Genomic DNA, 18,625 nt, shown 5'->3' on the forward strand with positions numbered 1-18,625 from the left:
ATTTGATTACATCATGGCTTGCCTTAATGAACTGTGCCAACCAGCACCGGATATAGACAGCCTGTTACCATGGAATTTTAAAAGATAGGTGTAGTTGCCCGGACGCTTACACTTTTTCTAACCAGTGTAGTGTTTAATTAAATCGAAAATCTTCGATTTTTTAAAGTGTAGCAATACAGGAGGAGAAAATTTTGATTGAACTGAGTCATATTGGCGAAGCGCTTGTTTGCGAACTGTTTAACCGTTCTAACTCCGTAAGGTCAATTTTGATGAATGCAATGGAGATTAAATCTTCGACTTTTATTGCGGTACCAGAAATTAGACTTGATGCTTGTGCAGGGTTAATTTTTGATGGTGTACATAAAGTAGATATTTGCATTCTAGATACTGAAGCTAAGACATGCTTCCCTATTGAGGCAAAACTGGGCCTAGACAGACTATCAAAAAATGAGTTTACCAAGCGTTTTATGGAACCCTGTAAAACTTCCCATAACGATTCTCGTGTATCAGGTAGCATGATTTCCATTTTGGAGCGGCAGTTGCCTGCTCAATGCATTAATCAAGAGCTTTATATCACCTATCTAAGAGAAAAATATTTGGTTTCAGATAAGTGGGGGCTAATTGCACGATCGGCAGTGCTTGATAAGTGGTTCTCAAATGGTTTTCCCATGTTATCGTTTAACTGTAAATACTTAGCTTTTGAAGACCTAGCTAGTTCCTACGGTGACAAAGGCTCGTTTAATCGCTTAATCACTGAAATGCTAGAAATTGATTTTTACAAACAGTGGGTAAAGTCTACATGATGAATTTTTGTAACGTGAGAGCGGTAGTGTAAACGCATGGGGTCAGCGATGCTGACTCATCTTTGCCCCAAAGTTTGCTAGCACTTGTTTAGTGAATCGAAAGCTGACGAACGAGTTGCCCTAAAAAATCTCATCTATTTGCCTAATGTTTGGCTCTACCGTAAAGCGACTAACAATGTATAGGTATACAGTCGTATTTAAAATTAGATGCTTTTGAGTGTTTTTAACCTCATTTGCTTGCGCGTTTTTCCAGCCAAAAACAAACAAAACCCTTTTAAATTATTGATATATATTTTTTACAAATTAGATAATCGGTTTGGGAAACGCGCATGCGCGTTTTTCAGGATGGTGTATTTAATGAAAAGCTGATAAGTTCTTTGCAATACATGTAGTTAACTGTGAGCGTTTTTACTGGTCTAATGAGATAAACGCGCATACGCACTATACAAACGTTATGTGTTCAAGGAGCTGCACTCATGGAAACCGATCTTATTCTGGTATCTTTAAATAATGATCAGATTTCCAAAGCAAAGGATGCTGTAAGCGTCCATTTTGGGGTTGTAAGCGGGAAGCCGCCAAAATTTTGCGGCCTACCATTTTTAGTGCTCTTTCGGAACCTCAATGACGCCATCAGCAATACCTTGTGCTAAACGCTCTATCCATTTCGCAAAGCGAAAATACCCCGGATATTGCAGGCAGATGTAGTCCATCTGGACTTTTGATGCGCTATCCATCACCCGCTTAAAGGCGTCCATATAATCATAACAGCTTTGCAATAACTGAGCGTCACCCTCCTCTGTCAGAGGAAACCGACAAGCATAATCATGAACTCTCTTTGCCAAATGCCTTTGCTCTGCTGTTAAATCGATCATTTTTTGCCTCGTAAAAGCGTTCGATAGACCGTTGGTCTCGACACCGAAAATAACTCTGCTAAGTCGCTGATTGAGTACTCGCCCGTTTCATGCATTCGACACAGTTCTTTCTGTTGTTTCTCAGACAGTTTTGGCTGTTTGCCCCGCAGTTTGCCTTTTGCACGTGCAATGGCCATTCCTTCGCGTGTGCGCAAACGTATCAGATCCCCTTCGAACTCTGCAAAGGTAGCCAACACATTAAAGAACATTTTCCCCATAGGATCAGTTGGATCATAAATGCTAAGTCCCAGCGCTAGTTTCACCCCTCTGAGCTGGAGTGCATCAGCTATCTCTCGTGCGTCAGGAACCGAACGGGCCAGCCGATCAAGTTTCGGTACCACAAGAGTATCCCCTGTTCGAACGGCCGCCAAAGCTTGATCTAAACCGGGTCTCTGTCGGTTTGAGCCTGTTAGACCCTTATCTACGTAAATTCTGTCTGGGGAAACCCCCAATTTGAGCAGAGCCTCCTGCTGAGCCGTTAAATCTTGCTTGTCGGTTGAGCACCGAGCATAACCGATCCGTATTTCTGTCATAAATGTGTACGTTTAAGGGGCCATGAAAGAGATTGATACCGTACCAGTTATATGAGACAACTTCAGCAGTGATTTATGGCTAATGCAAAAATTATTTAAACTGTCCGCTCAAGGATCCTCTTACGGACATATTCAGTGCGAGGTCAGGATGACATCCCGTCGTAAAAATAAAGGTAAAAGACTCTCCGTTTTAACAGATGCAGAAAAATTTGCACTGTATGGTCTGCCTGATTTTGATGAAGGCCAGCAGCTGGAGTATTTGTCGCTCACGCCGGAAGAGCTGGCGCTGATAACCAGCCGCCCCGGAATACTGGCACAGATTTATTGCATCCTGCAGACAGGTTATTTCAAGGCTAAACACGCCTTCTTTCATTTTTCACCGAAGGACGTGGAAAGTGATTTCGATTTTGTGGTTCAGCGTTACTTTCGTGAAATATCCATCACCGACAAATCCATTACCGAGCATGAATATTATGCCCAGCGTAAGCTTATCACCGACTTCTTTGGGTATCATCAGTGGTCCGGCTCCATTCGCCCTCAGCTCGATGCTCGTGCAGCACATATTGTACGCCGTGATATTACGCCTGGATTTGTTGCCACCGAACTTATCTGCTGGCTGAATGAGAAAAAAATCGTCCGGCCAGGATATTCCACGCTTCAAAAAATCATCAGTAAAGCGCTGTCAACGGAGCGACAACGCCTGGCAGACATACTGTTGTCTTTCCTCGATACAGAAACACAGAGTGCACTGAATTCACTCCTGAAGAAAGATGACGCACTGTCCGGACTGGCCGTGTTGAAGCAGGAAGCGAAAGATTTTCGATGGCGACAAATGTCCCGGGAAAGGGAGAAACGAAACCAACTGGAACCGATATATCAGAAGGCGCGACAGTTGCTGCCCGTGCTCGGGATCTCGCAACAAAATTTGTTGTACTTCGCCAGCCTGGTCAACTTTTATACCATCCACGACCTGCGGAACCTCAGAACAGAGCAAACCTGATTATATATGATGTGCTATATCTGGCTTCGCTACCAGCAACTGTCAGATAACCTCACCAGCGCCATGATGTGGCACATGAAGCAGACAGAAGAGCGCTGCAAGGAAGAGGCCAGAAAAAACTTTGAAGCAGATGTTCTGCAGCGGCAACAAGAGAATAATAAAGTCGGTCGTCTGTTATCCTTGTTTGTCGATGATGATGTGATGGATAGCATCCCTTTTGGAGATGTGCGCCAGAGGGCCTGGAAAATCATGCCCAAGGAGATCCTGCAGAACACCGCGCAGCGAATGCGAGTGAAACCTGCCAGTCGGATGGCTCGACAATGGGAAGCAGTTGACACTCAGACTGCTCATATACGGCGCCATTTACGCCCGCTGTTTTGTACTCTGAACTTTTCCAGCGTGACGCCTGAATGTCCCTGGCTTGCTGCGCTGGCATGGGTCAGAGGGACGTTCTCAAAGCAGCTACGGTTGACGCAGCGGCCGCTGGCAGAATGCCCACCGGCTACGCTCCCACCACGACTGCGAACCTGGTTATTGAGCGTTGATGAAAACGATACACCAACCGAGCTTCATGCCAGCCGTTATGAATTCTGGTTGTACCGGCAAATCAGAAAACGATTTGAGGCGGGAGAGCTTTATCTTGATGACAGCCTGCAACACCGCCACCTTTCAGATGAGCTGGTTTCCGTAGAGGAAAAAACCGATATTCTGACCCAGATGGATATCCCGTTTTTACGAACCCCGGTCGAACAGCAGCTGGATGAACTGACCAGCGAACTGCATGAACAGTGGATAGCGTTCAACAGGGAGCTTAAGCAGGGTAAGTTGTCACATCTTGAATTTGATCATGATACACAAAGACTTAGCTGGCGTAAGTCGGACATGACCGAGCAATCGAACAGTGTGACGGATTTTTATTCACAGTTGCCTCTGTGTGAACTTGCGGATATTTTTCGCTTCGTTAATCAGCGGTGTCAGTTTCTGTCGGCACTCACACCGCTACAACCCCTGTATGTGAAAACGGGAGCTGATGCAGACAGTCTGATGGCGGTAATAATGGCACAGGCCATGAATCACGGTAATCTGACTATGTCCCAGACCAGCGATATTCCCTATCATGCGCTCAATGATTCCTACGAGCAATATCTGCGTCTCTCCACGCTGAAGGCCGCATGTGACTGTATTGGCGACGGAATTAAGACGCTTCCTGTCTTTCCGTATTATTCACTGGAGTTGGGGGAACTGTATGGCGCTGTCGATGGGCAAAAATTCAGCGTAGAACGTCCGACGATCAAAGCCCGTGCATCAAAAAAATATTTTGGACTTGGTAAGGGCGTAGTGGCTTACACTCTACTGTGCAACCATATTCCACTAAATGGGTATCTCATTGGTGCCCATGAGTATGAAGCACATCACGTCTTCGATATCTGGTACAGGAATACCAGCGGGATTGTACCCACGGCGATAACCGGTGACATGCACAGTATTAACAGGGCTAATTTTGCCATTCTTCACTGGTTTGGTCTGCGTTTTGAACCCCGCTTTACCTCGACAGAGGACATGCTTAAAGAGCTATACTGTGCGGGCGATCCGGAGCGTTATAAAAAATGTCTTATCCAGCCTGTAGGTCAGATAAATAAGAAAGTTATCATCGATGAAAAACCTCACTTGGACCAGATTGTCGCTACGCTGGGTATGAAAGAAATAACTCAGGGTGCCCTGATCCGTAAATTGTGTACCTATTCAGCGGAAAATACGACAAGGAAGGCCCTGTTTGAATTTGATAAACTGATCCGTAGTCTTTACATCCTCCGATATCTTCGTAACCCGCAGGTGGCCAGAAACAGTCACAGGTCTCAAAATCGTATTGAATCCTGGCATCAGCTTCGTTCAGCGATCGCGCAGGTTGGTGGCAAAAAAGAGCTGACCGGACAGAATGATGTTGAGCTGGAAATCAGCAATCAGTGCGGGCGGCTACTCAGCATCATTATTATTTATTATAACTCAGCCCTGCTGTCGCGATTGCTGCAGAAGTATGAAGATGTCGGTAACACCCGGGGACCTGCTCTTCTCAGACGAATGTCGCCCGTAGCCTGGCAGCATATCTTTCTGAATGGGCATTACACCTTTATCAGTGAAGGGAAAGAGCTCGATCTGGACGCCATGATTGAGGGACTGACGTTGTCATAGTCAGGCCTGCAAACTTTTGGCGGCTTCCCGCTTACAACCCCAGGTAGCTCATTTTCGGTGTTTATTATTACCAAGTCGGGCGATCTGGTTTACGTGCTCTTGGTCGAGTCGAACAACCTTTGTTTGTTCGATTAGTTTTGAATCGAGCAAGGCTCTGATGATGCCAACTCGTGTGTTTATGGTGGGGTGGTCTTTGACCATCTCATCGAGTCGTTCTTGATGTTCTGCCGATAGCATGAACTCGTGTCTAGTAAGTTTCTCCTGTGTCATGGCTTTTGCTTTTAGGGTTTTAGGGATACTCCCTAACCAGACGAGAAATTAAGGAATGCGAAGCAAATTCCGTATTTCTCAGTGCTGGCTTAAAGAGGTACCTTTCTTACAAGGTTACTAATTTTTACTACAGACTCAAAAAAGAGAAAAAGGCCGCCATTGGCAGCCTTCTATTACTGAAGCATGCTGTGAACTAAAATCCTGCTTTGTGCGACATTATCTCGCCATAAATCCTTTCTGCGATCATAAGCATTTCTTTATCCTTAGGATGCTCGTTTACACCTTGGTGCTCATACTTATCATTAGCCAAATCTTGACGTGGGTATATGTCGCCAATGTAAACAAAATTGGCATTGTGCTCTTGGCAAATACCCTGAATAACATTATCAACAACTGACTTACCCCAATAAGTTGAAACGCAGAACACAGATGAATGAATTTCTTTTGGAATGGCGTTAAAGATTCCATTCAAAGATATGGATAATTCTTTTGTTGCACTTTTAACATTCTGAGTGTTGTCACCAAGCTGTAAAACAACAACATCAGTATTCGCACCATTAGCAAAAAGATCTTTTAATTGGTTTTTAACCTCCAAAATTGCCGACGAATCTACTTCTAAAGGATACATATTTCTAATGTATGCCGATTGACTATTAATACCTAATAGATCAAGAAGTTGGTGGGAATAATCCGAATTCTCATTCGACGCAGCCATGCCATAAAATCCATTCCACCCTAAATTCGGTGCTGGTTGGTGCAACGTTAGACTATTTCCGAGAATCACAGCTTGAGCCTTACCGTCAAAAGATGGCGCTTCAACTTTTGGTAAAGAGTCACGACCAAGAGAATCTGAGTAACCATTTTTAACCAACTTAATCATTGAATACGGAGGTAACTTATAAACACCAGACAAGAATCCATACCCAAACGAACTAAGCGCAAGTACAACAGCAATTATTATTTTTTTCACAACTAAACCAACGATAAGAAAAAACAAAAAATATTATACCAGGATCATAACGAGTCGCAAAATGGTCATTATGTTCAATAGCGTATTTTACCCCTAAAAACACCTATCTCAACCTCTGACAGCCTCCTGATATCGTTTTTAAGCACTTACTATCTCCTACTCACCCAGAATTCGTGCTGTAAGTTTGCAACGCTTTCAGAGCGATTTACAGGGCAAAGATGGCGCTGTTCGTTTGAAACAAAAAACGCCCTCTAAGGGGCGTTTTTCTAGGTTTTATCAAAAATTAAGTAATTTAAAGATGCAACATTGGGTTCATCTGTTGGTGGGGTCGCCTCAGAAAACGGAAAATAAAGCACGCTAAGCCCTTACTTACCCAGATGTTTGACTGTTCGTGGCACTTTCACCATGGCAATTGCAATTGCCCAACCCTTGCAAAATGCCGCACGCCTCTACAGATCGAGAGCCAGAACACTTCTCGCGCAAATCAACCAAGTGCCGTTTTAACTGCAACAGCGCGGACACACGCATTTCCACCTGTTGAATATGGGCCTCCAGCAGCGTGTTGACCTCCCCACAGTCCTGCATCGGGTTGTCTCGCAGACCCAGCAATGCGCGAATCTCGCTCAACGTCATCTCGAGCGAACGGCAATGACGGATGAATTGCAAGCGCTCAATGTGCGCCTCACCGTACAGCCGGAAGTTGCCACCGCTTCGCGCTGGCTTCGGCAGTAGCCCTTCCTTCTCGTAGTAGCGGATGGTCACGACCTCGCACCCAGAGCGCTTGGCGAGGTCGCCAATTCTGATTTCCATGCATCAATCTCCAATTATCACTTGACTCTATAGTGACTATAGAGATTTTAATGGAGGCTGAATAGAAGATTTTCAGGAGTTACTCATGAGCGAATGCGCTTCAAAGGGGTGTGGCTGCACGACTGAGCCGATCATCCAACCCACGGCACCGGCCCCGCTGGCAACCGGATCGGCTCAAGCGGTGTACCGCATCGAGAACATGGATTGCCCGACCGAAGAGGCGCTGATCCGAAGCAAACTGGCCGGTCTGGCGGGGGTGGCGGGTCTTGAATTCAACCTGATGCAACGTACCTTGGCCGTGCGACACGAATTGCCTTCGTTGTCTCCCGTCGAGCAGGCGCTGAAGGCCATCGGCATGCAAGCTGTGCGCATGGATCAGGCGTCGGCCGAGCAGACGACCAAGCTGTCCATTGCCAAGATGGATTGCCCGACCGAAGAGACGTTGATCCGCAACAAGCTCGGCACCGTGGCCGGTGTTGCTGATCTCGATTTCAACCTGATGCAGCGCACGCTGTCGGTACGCCATGCGAACCAGGTTCTGCCAGACGTGCTCGTGGCACTGCAAGCGCTTGGATTCGAGGCGCAGGTCGTGGACACGGCAGAGGTCGCATCTCCATCCGCCGCCCCTGTGACCACGCCGACCAACTGGTGGCCGCTGGGCATCTCCTTGGTCACTGCATCGGCGGCCGAGGCGGTCTACTGGCTCCACAACGGCAATCACTGGTCGGTTGTCGTTCTGGCGCTTGTCGCGGTCTTCACGGGTGGCCTCTCCACCTACAAGAAGGGGTGGATTGCGCTCAAGAACCGTAATCTCAACATGAACGCCCTCATGTCGATTGCGGTCACGGGTGCCATGTTGATCGGCCACTGGCCCGAAGCGGCAATGGTGATGGTACTGTTCGCGCTGGCCGAGGTAATCGAAGCCAAATCGCTGGATCGCGCTCGTAACGCTATCCGTGGCCTGCTCGACCTGACCCCGGAACAGGCCACGGTACAGCAGGCTGACGGCACATGGCGCGAGGTGGGCGCCAAGCAAATCACCATCGGCGCCCGCGTCCGGGTCAAACCAGGTGAGCGCATCGCCCTTGATGGTGAGGTGCTGGAAGGCCGCTCTGCCGTCAACCAAGCCCCGATCACGGGTGAAAGCCTCCCGGTCGAAAAATCCCCCGGTGATTCGGTGTTCGCTGGCACGATCAACGAATCCGGCTCGTTCGAGTACCGCGTCACCGCCTTGGCCAACAACTCCACTTTGGCCCGGATCATTCACGCGGTAGAGGCTGCGCAAGGTAGTCGTGCGCCGACTCAGCGTTTTGTCGATCAGTTCGCCCGCTGGTACACCCCCGTTGTATTCGGCGTTGCCATCGCCGTCGCGTTGTTGCCGCCGCTGTTCATGGGTGCGGCATGGCTCGACTGGATCTACCGTGCATTGGTTCTGCTGGTGGTCGCCTGCCCGTGCGCACTGGTGATCTCTACACCGGTCAGCATCGTCAGCGGCCTGGCCGCCGCCGCCCGCCACGGCATTCTCATCAAAGGTGGCGTCTATCTGGAAGAAGGCCGCAAGCTGCGCTGGCTGGCTCTGGACAAGACCGGCACGATCACGCACGGCAAGCCCGCACAGACCGACTTTGTCACATGGGGCAATGCACTCGCCTCGGACAGCCGCAGCATCGCTGCCAGTCTGGCGGCCCGCTCGGACCATCCTGTATCCAAGGCGGTGGCACAGGCCGCGCAGACGGACGGGGTTGCCTTGCTCGACGTGGCCGAATTCAACGCGCTGCCCGGTCGGGGTGTGCAGGGCCAAATCAACGGTGAAACCTACCATCTTGGCAACCAGCGGATGCTAGAAGAGCTGGGGCAGCGTACTCCCGAGCTGGAACAGCGCATCGCGGCGCTGGAAACCATGGGTAAAACTGTCGTGATGTTGGTCAGCGCAAAAGGGGTTCATGCCTTATTTGCCGTAGCGGACACCATCAAGGAAAGCAGCAGGAGCGCCATTGCCGAGCTTCATGCACTGGGCATCAACACCATGATGCTGACCGGCGACAACCCCCACACGACACAGGCCATTGCCGCACAAGCCGGGATCGACCGTGCGCAAGGCAATCTGCTCCCAGACGACAAACTGCGCGAAGTTGAGCTACTGGCCATAAAGGGCAAGGTCGGCATGGTCGGTGATGGCATCAACGATGCCCCGGCCTTGGCGCGTGCGGACATCGGCTTTGCCATGGGAGCGGCTGGCACAGATACCGCCATCGAGACCGCTGACGTGGCCCTGATGGACGACAACCTGGGCAAGATTCCGACCTTCGTGCGCCTGTCGCGTGCGACGGCGCAGGTGCTGATGCAAAACATTGTGCTGGCCCTTGGCATCAAGGCAGTATTTCTGGTGCTGACCTTCACGGGTCAAGCGACCATGTGGATGGCGGTGTTTGCTGATATGGGGGCCAGCTTGCTCGTCGTTGGCAATGGCTTGAGGCTGTTGCGCAAATGAGCTGGAAATTGGCTAAATTTGCCCAACGCGGTTAAAACGTAAATTTAGCCGAATTTTATAAGGTTCAAAATGTATACAATTTGATAGAGTAATTTATCACCTATCAAAACTACTATCATAAGTCGGTTATCAAAATCTCTAAAGAGATTATGGCAAATTTTTAATTTTTAGGTTTAAGGTGTATTTGATATTGAAAACAAGTTGTTACCTCGTGCATAAATCTAACTTTACACTTTTGGCGCGTTGGGCAAATTTAGCCATCAAGCAGGGCACGGTGACGGCCTCGCTGATGCTGCGCAAGCTCGGCAGCTATCCGCGCCAAAACGGCTTGGCCGTCGCCCTGCGCGAGCTGGGGCGCATCGAGCGCACGCTGTTCATTCTGGATTGGCTGCAAAGCGTGGAGCTGCGCCGCCGCGTCCATGCGGGGCTGAATAAGGGCGAGGCGCGCAACGCGCTGGCCAGGGCGGTCTTCTTCTACCGATTGGGTGAAATCCGCGACCGCAGTTTTGAGCAGCAGCGCTACCGGGCCAGCGGCCTCAATCTGGTGACGGCGGCCATCGTGTTGTGGAACACGGTCTATCTGGAGCGTGCCACCAGTGCTTTGCGTGCCCACGGCATGGCGCTGGACGACACGTTGCTGCAATATCTGTCCCCGCTGGGGTGGGAGCATATCAACCTGACCGGCGATTACCTATGGCGCAGCAGTGCCAAGGTCGGTGCGGGGAAGTTCAGGCCATTGCGACCGCTGCCACCGGCTTAGCGTGCTTTATTTTCCGTTTTCTGAGACGACCCCGATTAAAAACGTTCGCGATCTCTTGCCGCTGAGCGCATGCCGGCTAGCGAAGTCTGCCGGTATGCGTGAAGTGGCCGGCTTGGATAGGTTGAAAAAGTTACGAAATCAAATACCAAAAGAAGCCAACGTTGAGGGGGTGGATGTCACTCCATGTTAAGGGAGTGACATCCACCCTGGTGTGCTCCTGATGCGGGGGATATTGGCTTCTTTTGGCATGATAAGCGCGTGATAGCGAAGGTCGCTATTGCGTGCGAATTTGCCTTGCGGTAAAGTGACATTTCTTCCAGCGCATCTCTCGATGCTTCAATATTTCCCCTTAAGAAAAACTTTTTTGCTCCCGTCCAACAGGACGTTTTTAGGATCACTGACTAGCACTCAGACTTGATGGCGGCGCTCAACAGAGACGCATCATTTGTGGCAATTGCCCTTAGCAACACCTGCTCAATACCCTTGTGGGTTCTTACCTGTTCTCGGCAGTAGGAACGAGCATTAACACTAAACTGACTTCCGAAGTGGCCGCCTAGCGCATGCTGAAGGCCGATGTGTTGCTAATCCGCCCGAGCAAACCCAATTCTATTGTTAATGCGCCTATATGGCGCATTACCTTTATTTTGATTTCGTAACTTTTTCAAAGGTTTTCAAGGGGTGTTATGGCGTCCACGTTCCTGTTTCAGGCCAATCAATTTTTGAAGCAACACTGCGCCAGTTCATTCGCAACCAGATCGGAGCGGATTAAAACGATCCGTTTATTCGATAAGCAATTGAGGGAGCTCGGGTTTAAAAACCTGCAGTTGCATGGGCTCAAACCAAAACATATTGATGCACTGTTGCAAAAATGGCAGGCGGAAAGCTTGTCAGCTGGGACAATTAAAAACCGCATGGTGCATGTTCGGTGGCTCACAGAAAAAATAGGCAAAAAGGGCGTGATATCCCAATCAAATTCTGATTTAGGGATCGATAAGCGGGTGTATGTCACCAATGAAAATAAGGGAAAAGCGCTTACTGAAGCCCAACTTAATGCGGTGTCCGATCCGTATCTAAAAATGTCGCTGCAGCTTCAAGCTGCCTTTGGATTAAGGCGCGAGGAAGCGATGAAGATCATTGTCGATAAGGCGATTCAAGGGGAGCGTTTGGTGCTGGATGCGTCTTGGTGTAAAGGCGGTCGAGATCGCGCGATCCCGATTTTGACGGATGAGCAGCGCCAACTATTGGCACAGGCGCGCACATTAGCCCGTGGCCGTTCCCTCATTCCACCGCAATTGATGTATGTGCAGCAAATGAAACGCTATGAAAATACTTGTCTTAAGATTGGCCTTGATCGGGCGCATGGCTTGCGTCACCGCTACGCGCAGCAGCGTTATGCCGCATTAACCGGCTTTGAATGTCATGCCGTGTCTGGGGTGTCGGCCAGAATGCTGTCTGAGGCGCATCGGGCGTTAGATAAAATGGCAAGGGCGGTGATTACGCAGGAGTTAGGTCATGGTCGGTTGCAGGTTACGGCTGTTTATCTGGGCGCGTAGTGCTGTTACTATCAACTCAGTGCAATATCCCATTTAGGAGGCGGGCGCCATGAGTACGATTCAGATTGTTGGTATGTTTATGATTGTCGCGACAGTTGGCCTGCTGGGGTACTCGGCATACTTGTTGTTATGTACAAATAGCAACTTACCTCGTCAGCCCGTTGAGTCAGGTAAGTCTCGTCAGCGTGGTAAAAAGCGCTAGTGCTTTTTTTTCTTCACGAGCATGTCGCTGGCGCTGTCATACCCCCAAAGCTCGTTGAGGTCGAGTTGATCCTTGCCTAACACATTCGCAGCCCTTTCTAGCCAATTAAGGACAAGAGGATCGTCTACGGCCAGCTTCTGTTGCACCATGGCCAATAACTCGTCTTTTAACGCTTGCTTTTCTGGGGTGAGTGCCATGCTAAATCCTCTTCATTTTGTCACGATTTTATCATTATCTTCATTGCGTCACGATATTGATTTCTTGATTTTGTAACTATTTCAAGCTATATTGATTTTGTAACTTAATCAAGGGTAACGCTTATGACTGAACAAACCAAGTCAAATAACCATGGCGGCGCACGCCCAGGTGCGGGTCGTAAAACCAAGTATGAAAAGACGGTGGTGATGCGGGTGCCTGAGAAGTACCAAGAGGTGATTAAGGCACTGATCACTCACTTAGACGAGACTGCTTATCTGAATAGTCATTATAAAAATGGGCAGGAATCTGAGCCGGTGTATCTGCGCTCGCTCGATGACAATAAGCAGAATATTACCTTTAAAACCATGCCGTTCTAAGGCGGTGTTGCACAGTGCAGCACCGTGAAACAGGGGGTGTTAAATGCAATGGATTTTTGCAATGCAAAAAATAAGGGCCAAAAGGGTGGGCCGTATTTGCCGTTTTTTAGCATCATTTTCGAGAGATAAATTTGCAATGCAAAAAAACGTGAGCATGATTTCAGCATTAACGGTCATTTATGAGTTGCAAAATTATCCCTTTAGATAAGCATTTTTTATCTTAGCGTAAGGGCAATTTGCATTGCTCCTTCATGGGGTGGTTGTTAACATTAACAGCGCGGAAGAACATAAACTGAGCAGAGGTATATTATGAGTGAGCTACAACTATGGTCTATCTTCGTCATGTTCGTGACACTCGGTTTAGTCATCGCATCCGGAGTGGTCTTATACAAAGGTTTTAAAGAATAGTTCTAACTCAATCTGTATTAATTCCCCCAACGCTTAAACTTGGCGTTCATTTCGTTTTCTGACACAAAATCACCAGCATCCGCTTCGCATAGCGCGGTATGGATTTCAGCTATTTTCCACGCTTCCAGATCTAGATCATCCTGAATTGTTTGCTTGGTCAGCCAAGATGCAGTTCTATCGGTTAACTGATCAAGCTGTATTCGATTTTGCTCTATTCCATCAGATAATCGTACTGACATGATTCTTATTGCAAACCTCAACATAAAAGATATAAACCGACATTACACCGATTGGGCTCCAATTGTCATGCTGTGCTTATAGCCAATCTGAATTTGATTTTGTTTCAAAATCAAATTTGAGTAAATACGTATCAATATAGTTAGGCCATAAAACCCTATATGACGGATACCATATTGAGACGTATTGATTATCCCGTGTAGGATGTAGGGCATGGAAGGTATATAGCTAGTATATAGCGCGTATTTACCACTGATATACCACGGCTTTTCTTCGTATTGTTCAGGTTTATAGCGGTTTTTTGTAGGGTTGAGCTTTTACGCACTGAAACCGCTAAATAACCGTAAAAAAAACATGGATAAATGCGAAATATAATACTGGGCAGGATGTGTGAAGTAGGCCTACCTTGATAAATCAGGCTGCCCTATTCACTTGGATATATTCGCTCCATTCCGGCGCTCAATTCCTTCCCTGTGATAATTGAATCAAGCAACCTCAATTATTGAAAAAGTTACAAAATCAAGGTGGTGAATTGTGAATAACAAGGTTAAAGGTATTCCATTTGCAGAAGTTAAAGCTGCGGCGCTCGCCAATCCTGCCGTTCTTGAGGCTTACTTGCGTGAACAAGCCACTGTATCAAATCGAGTTGATGTTGAAATGTTCATAACTAAGCTAATGGCAGCATTAAGTGATCTTCCTAAGAAGGATATTGAGGTATGTGATTTGGCTAATGAGATCGGCATAGCTATTGCCTCATTAGCGGGTAGTGAGAAGCATATTGAAAGAGTGTGTCTTAGTGGGGTTAAGCATGGCTTTTCAATGATTAGAGAAGCATAAATTGTAATCGAGAGGTTGTTTTTAATGGATAAAGTATCGTTGAATGCGTTTTGGGCCCATGCGTTGCCGTGTGTGATCATCTCATCTTGTATGCTGGGTTTTGCCTGGCTTGCGATTCAGGAGTCCGATGTCACCCTATCGATCCAATATCTTGTGGCGGCTTCCGTTTCGTTTACTTTTACGCTGATCGGCTATTGGGGTTATTGTAAATATTTTGCTTCAAAAAAGCCGCACAGTGCATTGTATGCTGTTGTTTATACTGTGTTATTTCCATTTTTTTATCTGCCAAGTGTTTTGTTTAGAAGACGCAGATAATTTTGCAATGCAAAATTGTTTTATAAATTTTTTAACTGGTTTTGCTTTATGAACTATCCGGACGATTTTCAAATCGGGGGGGATTAGATAACAGAACCAAATTTATGGCATAAAAAAGCCTTATTTTTACAAGGCTTTTTTATAATGAAAAATTGATTAGTTAGAGTCTTTATGATGATTTTTAAAATACATTACACCTAAAGCTACCACTAACAGCAACGGGGATGATACTAAGATATAATCAACAATGGTCATAATTTATTCCTTCCAACTCTTTCTTCTCATCACCATGGTATAGCAAACATATTTATCATAGCTACCGAATGCTTAAGATGTTGGTTAATTCAAAGGCCCAAGAAGAGCCTTTGAATAATATAAATGAGCAGCAAGAACAGCGTAGATTTTGGGATCTTGCTGAATCGTTGCAAGCACTTTAGCTACTGCCTGATGGGATCTCCGAGCTTCTTCCATTCCTTTAGGGCGCGGGGATCAAACTCTAACCTATAGGTCATCGAGCGAAACCTCGATCCCCTTACTAGGGTTCGCTAAACGCTCTTTTACCAAGGTAATCAAGGCTTCATCATCTGCTGTGAGCAGTACCGGCTTAAAGGGTAAAGCGCCTCTTGTAGCGACATATTCAAGCGTCTGGCGTAAGGCTTCTGAAGGGCTTACACCTAATTTTTCCAATGCAGCAAAAGAACGCTCTTTGAGTTCGTCATCGATGCGTATGTTGATTGTGCCCATAGAAATCTCGCGTAATTACAGATGTAGTTACAATATGGTCTTATCCGTTGCCTGCGGCAAGATTTTATTTACAGTTACGGGAACTGCATCCGTAGAGTGTAAAAAACCTGTGTAAATGGCATTCTAACGATGACCTTGAAACTATAAAATTTTGTCCAAAAATGAGCCAGTGAATCACTCTAAGACAGAGTGATTAATTTATTCCACATTAGGCATGTCTGTTATACGTGTATACAGAAGTTTCTGTTTTGGAAACTTCTGTGCTATAGTTTCCAAAACGGAAACAGGAAAAGACCGTGCACGTTATTTCAAGAAAACCATTTAATGATGCCGCCCAAAAGTATCCTAACGATAAGGACGCTTTGGTGCAAATATACAGCACCTTACGCAGTGGCACATTCACCAATCCTGATGATTTACGACAAGTATTTCCATCTTTGGATAACTTTAAATATCGAGATAAATGGTGGGTGATTGATGTGGGGGGCAATAATCTACGAATTATCGCTTTCATCGAGTTCCGAGATAACAGGATGTATGTAAAGCACGTGGTTAGCCATGCAGACTATAGCAAGCTGACTGACAAGTACCGTCGAACAAAGGAGTAATGTATATGCTACCTACTGCATGTATTGAAATTAGAGAAGCATTGGCCAAAGTGCCATACCTCGCTCACATTGAAACTCAGGACGACTACGAGCAGGCATTGGTATTAATGGACGACTTGGTTGATGACTATGACTCAAACAAATTTTTGATTGAGATGTTGTCACTTAGCATTGAGCGATGGGAAGAACAGGCTGATGAATTTGCGGAATTTAATGCTGCCATTGCCGAAATGGACAGTGGTATAGCTGTATTGAAAACGCTAATGTCTCAGTATCGCCTTGGTGTTGCAGATCTTCCCGAATTAGGCTCAAAAAGTAATGTGAGTAAGTTACTCAATGCCGCAGAAGGAAAGAAGCTTAATAGACACCACATAGAAGCACTCAGTCAGCGCTTTGGTGTGCCTGTATCATTATTTTTTTAGCTCAGTGAATCAGACTTGCCTAGTCTGGTTCTTGGGCGAACGCGATCATTTTTCATGAGCTTTGGGCTAACAAATCTTTGCCCCAAAGCTTGTTTCAAAGTTAAAAATGCAAGTAGGGCGAATAAAGCTTTGGCTATAGAAAAGCTAATGTGATGAGGTTACTTTCAACCTAGAAGTCATGCCCATCCGATCTTTCAAATGCCTGCTAATACTCATGTCAGGATAGCCATTCCCTCAAGACGAAGCGGAATGACCGACAAAAAGTAGCCAGACTTATAGACGCAAGCCTGTTAGGGGACGTGCTGCGAGTGTCAGCCTGAATGTGGGGCCGAAATGCTGTCGACTAAGGTCAATAATCAGTCGAAAGTAATCGTAAAAAAATGAGAAAGCTAAAACGATATCAAGTGATTACCCATCAAACTGTATAAAAAACCGCTACCGCAAAAAAGCAAATTCCTATAGCATCATTCATACCCATTTACACGGATGTGGCAACGGCCAAGTCCAACAAGCGATTTATGCCTTACAAACAGCGCAGCGCATAAATACTAAGACGTTATGCAGGAAAAGGAGTTTTCAATGAAGCATAGAATAGTCAGTCTTTTCTTCTGTTTTGTATTTTCTTGCTGGACTGTCGCCGCTACAGCAGCGGGGCGTGATTATAAGTGTGTCGTTGAAAGGGTATCTTCTGCATCTGGTGATAACGGGAGTTTACACCAATTCTATGTAGATAACTACGTAGGAAGGGACTTCTCAGTGGATAGAGCTAGCGGTGTGATGGCCGGTGCACTCAAAAATTCATATGTAACAGAACCTCAAGTTATAGATTTTGGTTCATCTGAGAATGCCTATAAAGTGGTCGCAACTATGAGAGTAGATCAAGGTGCTGGAGCTGGATCGAGTGTTTATGCGCTCACTATCGAAGAGTTTGAATCAGGCCCTGAAAAGCCTTTTGTATTCTTAATGAATGCGACGGTATTTTTTGGAAAGTGCGAGCACTACTGAAATGCATAACAAACCGCTGAAATTCGTTACGGCCACAAAAAGCGTGGCCTTCACTAGGACTCGCTTTGCTCGCCTTCTAGCGGGGCTGTTCAAGGAGTAAGTATTGGAACTTTGCGAAACATCTAAAGATTATGAGTTACTAACTCAAAAGATATATCGAGCAATTATTGAGTCTGAAGGCGTAGAGAATATTGATGTACAGCACGATGTGAAGATAAAAGGGAAATCTGGTGTCGAGCATCAAATAGATGTTTTTTGGGAGTATAGATACGCAGGGGTTAGTCATAAAGTCTTAATCGAATGCAAATATTATTCGAAGCCAGTCTCACTAATACACGCAAGAAATATGCTGGGCCTACTAAGTGATATTCCTAATAGTCAAGGATTAATAGTTACCACACAAGGCTACCAATCTGGAGTAATTGATTTTTGTGGTCATTATGAAATAAATTTAAAGAGAATTCGACCTCCACAAGGTTCTGATTGGGATGGTTATATCCAGATTATAACTGTGAATGGAGAACTATATCAGAACCAATATTTGGATATGAAACTAGCCTTTGACGGATATGATTGTGATACAAAGGCGTACTTTGATAAACACGGCAGTCAAATCTCATTCAATGTCTACGACTCTTCAATTGAAGAGGGGGGCGTAGTTAGTTTTGTTGGAAAATGGTTAGACTCGAAGATTGTGGCTAACTTAGGTGAACTAAATACTCCAAAGACTGAAGTGATTGAGCCAGAAAATGCCTTTGTAGTTTTGCCTACAAAAGAAAAACTTAAGATTAAAAACTTTTTTGTTCTATGGGAGTTAAGTAGGCAAGAACTATCTATATCTGTTGATGCAATGGATTTTGTTCATGCTGTTCTCGAAGATTTCGGAAGTGGTAATATTGAATACACTCTTAACAAAGAACATAACAAGTAAAGGCTGTCGGTCTGCTTCGCAGCCGCGGCTTTAAGCATTACCCCATAGAA

The 18,625-nt window shown here is 46.3% G+C and carries 18 protein-coding genes and 2 pseudogenes; 13 read left to right on the forward strand and 7 right to left on the reverse strand.

Annotation, left to right across the window (positions count from 1 at the left end; all coding sequences use genetic code 11):
- The first annotated feature begins 191 nt into the window (after nucleotides 1–191).
- Nucleotides 192–803 (forward strand): hypothetical protein, encoded by a 612-nt coding sequence (locus L2744_RS08950; RefSeq protein ID WP_248991590.1) that lies wholly within the window; start codon nucleotides 192–194, stop codon nucleotides 801–803.
- 599 nt (nucleotides 804–1,402) lie between these two features.
- Here the strand turns inward: L2744_RS08950 and L2744_RS08955 are convergent.
- Entirely contained in the window at nucleotides 1,403–1,675 is a 273-nt protein-coding gene (locus L2744_RS08955) for a hypothetical protein (RefSeq protein ID WP_014611550.1), read from the reverse strand.
- Entirely contained in the window at nucleotides 1,672–2,247 is a 576-nt protein-coding gene (locus L2744_RS08960) for a recombinase family protein (RefSeq protein ID WP_014611549.1), read from the reverse strand. Before L2744_RS08960 ends, L2744_RS08955 begins: the two co-directional genes overlap by 4 nt.
- Nucleotides 2,248–2,395: 148 nt before the next feature.
- Between L2744_RS08960 and L2744_RS08965 the strand changes: the two are divergent.
- Nucleotides 2,396–5,437 (forward strand): annotated as a pseudogene (locus L2744_RS08965) (Tn3 family transposase).
- A 463-nt stretch (nucleotides 5,438–5,900) separates the two neighbouring features.
- Here L2744_RS08965 and L2744_RS08970 read toward each other — a convergent pair.
- Nucleotides 5,901–6,677, reverse strand: coding sequence for a hypothetical protein (locus L2744_RS08970; protein ID WP_248991591.1), 777 nt, complete (start codon nucleotides 6,675–6,677; stop codon nucleotides 5,901–5,903).
- A 369-nt stretch (nucleotides 6,678–7,046) separates the two neighbouring features.
- On the reverse strand, nucleotides 7,047–7,487 hold the full coding sequence (gene cadR / locus L2744_RS08975) for a Cd(II)/Pb(II)-responsive transcriptional regulator (protein WP_011638890.1): 441 nt from the start codon (nucleotides 7,485–7,487) through the stop codon (nucleotides 7,047–7,049).
- 85 nt (nucleotides 7,488–7,572) lie between these two features.
- Here cadR and L2744_RS08980 point away from each other — a divergent pair, with 85 nt between their 5' ends.
- From L2744_RS08980 to L2744_RS08995, 4 genes and pseudogenes are all read left to right on the forward strand, one after another.
- Nucleotides 7,573–9,978, forward strand: a complete 2,406-nt coding sequence (locus tag L2744_RS08980; RefSeq protein ID WP_069453487.1) for a heavy metal translocating P-type ATPase — start codon at nucleotides 7,573–7,575, stop codon at nucleotides 9,976–9,978.
- 256 nt (nucleotides 9,979–10,234) lie between these two features.
- Nucleotides 10,235–10,738 (forward strand): annotated as a pseudogene (locus L2744_RS08985) (Tn3 family transposase); the annotation flags it as partial.
- 683 nt (nucleotides 10,739–11,421) lie between these two features.
- The gene (locus L2744_RS08990; RefSeq protein WP_248991592.1) at nucleotides 11,422–12,291 is read left to right on the forward strand and encodes a phage integrase N-terminal domain-containing protein; all 870 of its coding nucleotides are present in this window, start codon (nucleotides 11,422–11,424) and stop codon (nucleotides 12,289–12,291) included.
- A gap of 49 nt (nucleotides 12,292–12,340) precedes the next feature.
- Nucleotides 12,341–12,493: a hypothetical protein gene (locus L2744_RS08995; protein WP_161808794.1), complete on the forward strand. Its 153-nt coding sequence runs from the start codon at nucleotides 12,341–12,343 to the stop codon at nucleotides 12,491–12,493.
- Here the strand turns inward: L2744_RS08995 and L2744_RS09000 are convergent.
- The gene (locus L2744_RS09000) at nucleotides 12,490–12,690 is read right to left on the reverse strand and encodes a hypothetical protein (RefSeq protein WP_248991593.1); all 201 of its coding nucleotides are present in this window, start codon (nucleotides 12,688–12,690) and stop codon (nucleotides 12,490–12,492) included. The two genes, L2744_RS08995 and L2744_RS09000, sit on opposite strands and share 4 nt — an antisense overlap.
- Nucleotides 12,691–12,813: 123 nt before the next feature.
- Here L2744_RS09000 and L2744_RS09005 point away from each other — a divergent pair, with 123 nt between their 5' ends.
- Nucleotides 12,814–13,068 (forward strand): hypothetical protein, encoded by a 255-nt coding sequence (locus L2744_RS09005; protein ID WP_220777756.1) that lies wholly within the window; start codon nucleotides 12,814–12,816, stop codon nucleotides 13,066–13,068.
- A gap of 425 nt (nucleotides 13,069–13,493) precedes the next feature.
- On the opposite strand, the gene L2744_RS09010 is transcribed toward L2744_RS09005, so the two are convergent.
- On the reverse strand, nucleotides 13,494–13,715 hold the full coding sequence (locus tag L2744_RS09010; RefSeq protein ID WP_248991594.1) for a CopG family ribbon-helix-helix protein: 222 nt from the start codon (nucleotides 13,713–13,715) through the stop codon (nucleotides 13,494–13,496).
- A gap of 532 nt (nucleotides 13,716–14,247) precedes the next feature.
- Here L2744_RS09010 and L2744_RS09015 point away from each other — a divergent pair.
- Nucleotides 14,248–14,550 carry a hypothetical protein gene (locus tag L2744_RS09015; RefSeq protein ID WP_248991595.1) on the forward strand — a complete coding sequence of 101 codons (303 nt, stop codon included), beginning with the start codon at nucleotides 14,248–14,250 and terminating at the stop codon, nucleotides 14,548–14,550.
- A gap of 24 nt (nucleotides 14,551–14,574) precedes the next feature.
- Nucleotides 14,575–14,865: a hypothetical protein gene (locus L2744_RS09020; protein WP_248991596.1), complete on the forward strand. Its 291-nt coding sequence runs from the start codon at nucleotides 14,575–14,577 to the stop codon at nucleotides 14,863–14,865.
- Between the two features lie 501 nt (nucleotides 14,866–15,366).
- On the opposite strand, the gene L2744_RS09025 is transcribed toward L2744_RS09020, so the two are convergent.
- Nucleotides 15,367–15,609, reverse strand: a complete 243-nt coding sequence (locus L2744_RS09025; RefSeq protein ID WP_248991597.1) for a type II toxin-antitoxin system RelB/DinJ family antitoxin — start codon at nucleotides 15,607–15,609, stop codon at nucleotides 15,367–15,369.
- Nucleotides 15,610–15,905: 296 nt separating this feature from the next.
- Here L2744_RS09025 and L2744_RS09030 point away from each other — a divergent pair, with 296 nt between their 5' ends.
- From L2744_RS09030 to L2744_RS09045, 4 genes are all read left to right on the forward strand, one after another.
- Nucleotides 15,906–16,217 (forward strand): type II toxin-antitoxin system HigB family toxin, encoded by a 312-nt coding sequence (locus L2744_RS09030; protein WP_011074398.1) that lies wholly within the window; start codon nucleotides 15,906–15,908, stop codon nucleotides 16,215–16,217.
- A 5-nt stretch (nucleotides 16,218–16,222) separates the two neighbouring features.
- Nucleotides 16,223–16,639, forward strand: coding sequence for a helix-turn-helix domain-containing protein (locus L2744_RS09035; RefSeq protein ID WP_014611555.1), 417 nt, complete (start codon nucleotides 16,223–16,225; stop codon nucleotides 16,637–16,639).
- Between the two features lie 579 nt (nucleotides 16,640–17,218).
- A complete protein-coding gene (locus tag L2744_RS09040) occupies nucleotides 17,219–17,644 on the forward strand; it encodes a hypothetical protein (protein WP_248991598.1) in 426 nt (141 codons plus the stop codon).
- Nucleotides 17,645–17,747: 103 nt separating this feature from the next.
- A complete protein-coding gene (locus L2744_RS09045; RefSeq protein WP_011918368.1) occupies nucleotides 17,748–18,575 on the forward strand; it encodes a restriction endonuclease in 828 nt (275 codons plus the stop codon).
- Nucleotides 18,576–18,625 lie beyond the last annotated feature (50 nt).

Source organism: Shewanella profunda, assembly GCF_023283765.1.
In the GTDB taxonomy this organism is placed as follows: domain Bacteria; phylum Pseudomonadota; class Gammaproteobacteria; order Enterobacterales; family Shewanellaceae; genus Shewanella; species Shewanella profunda.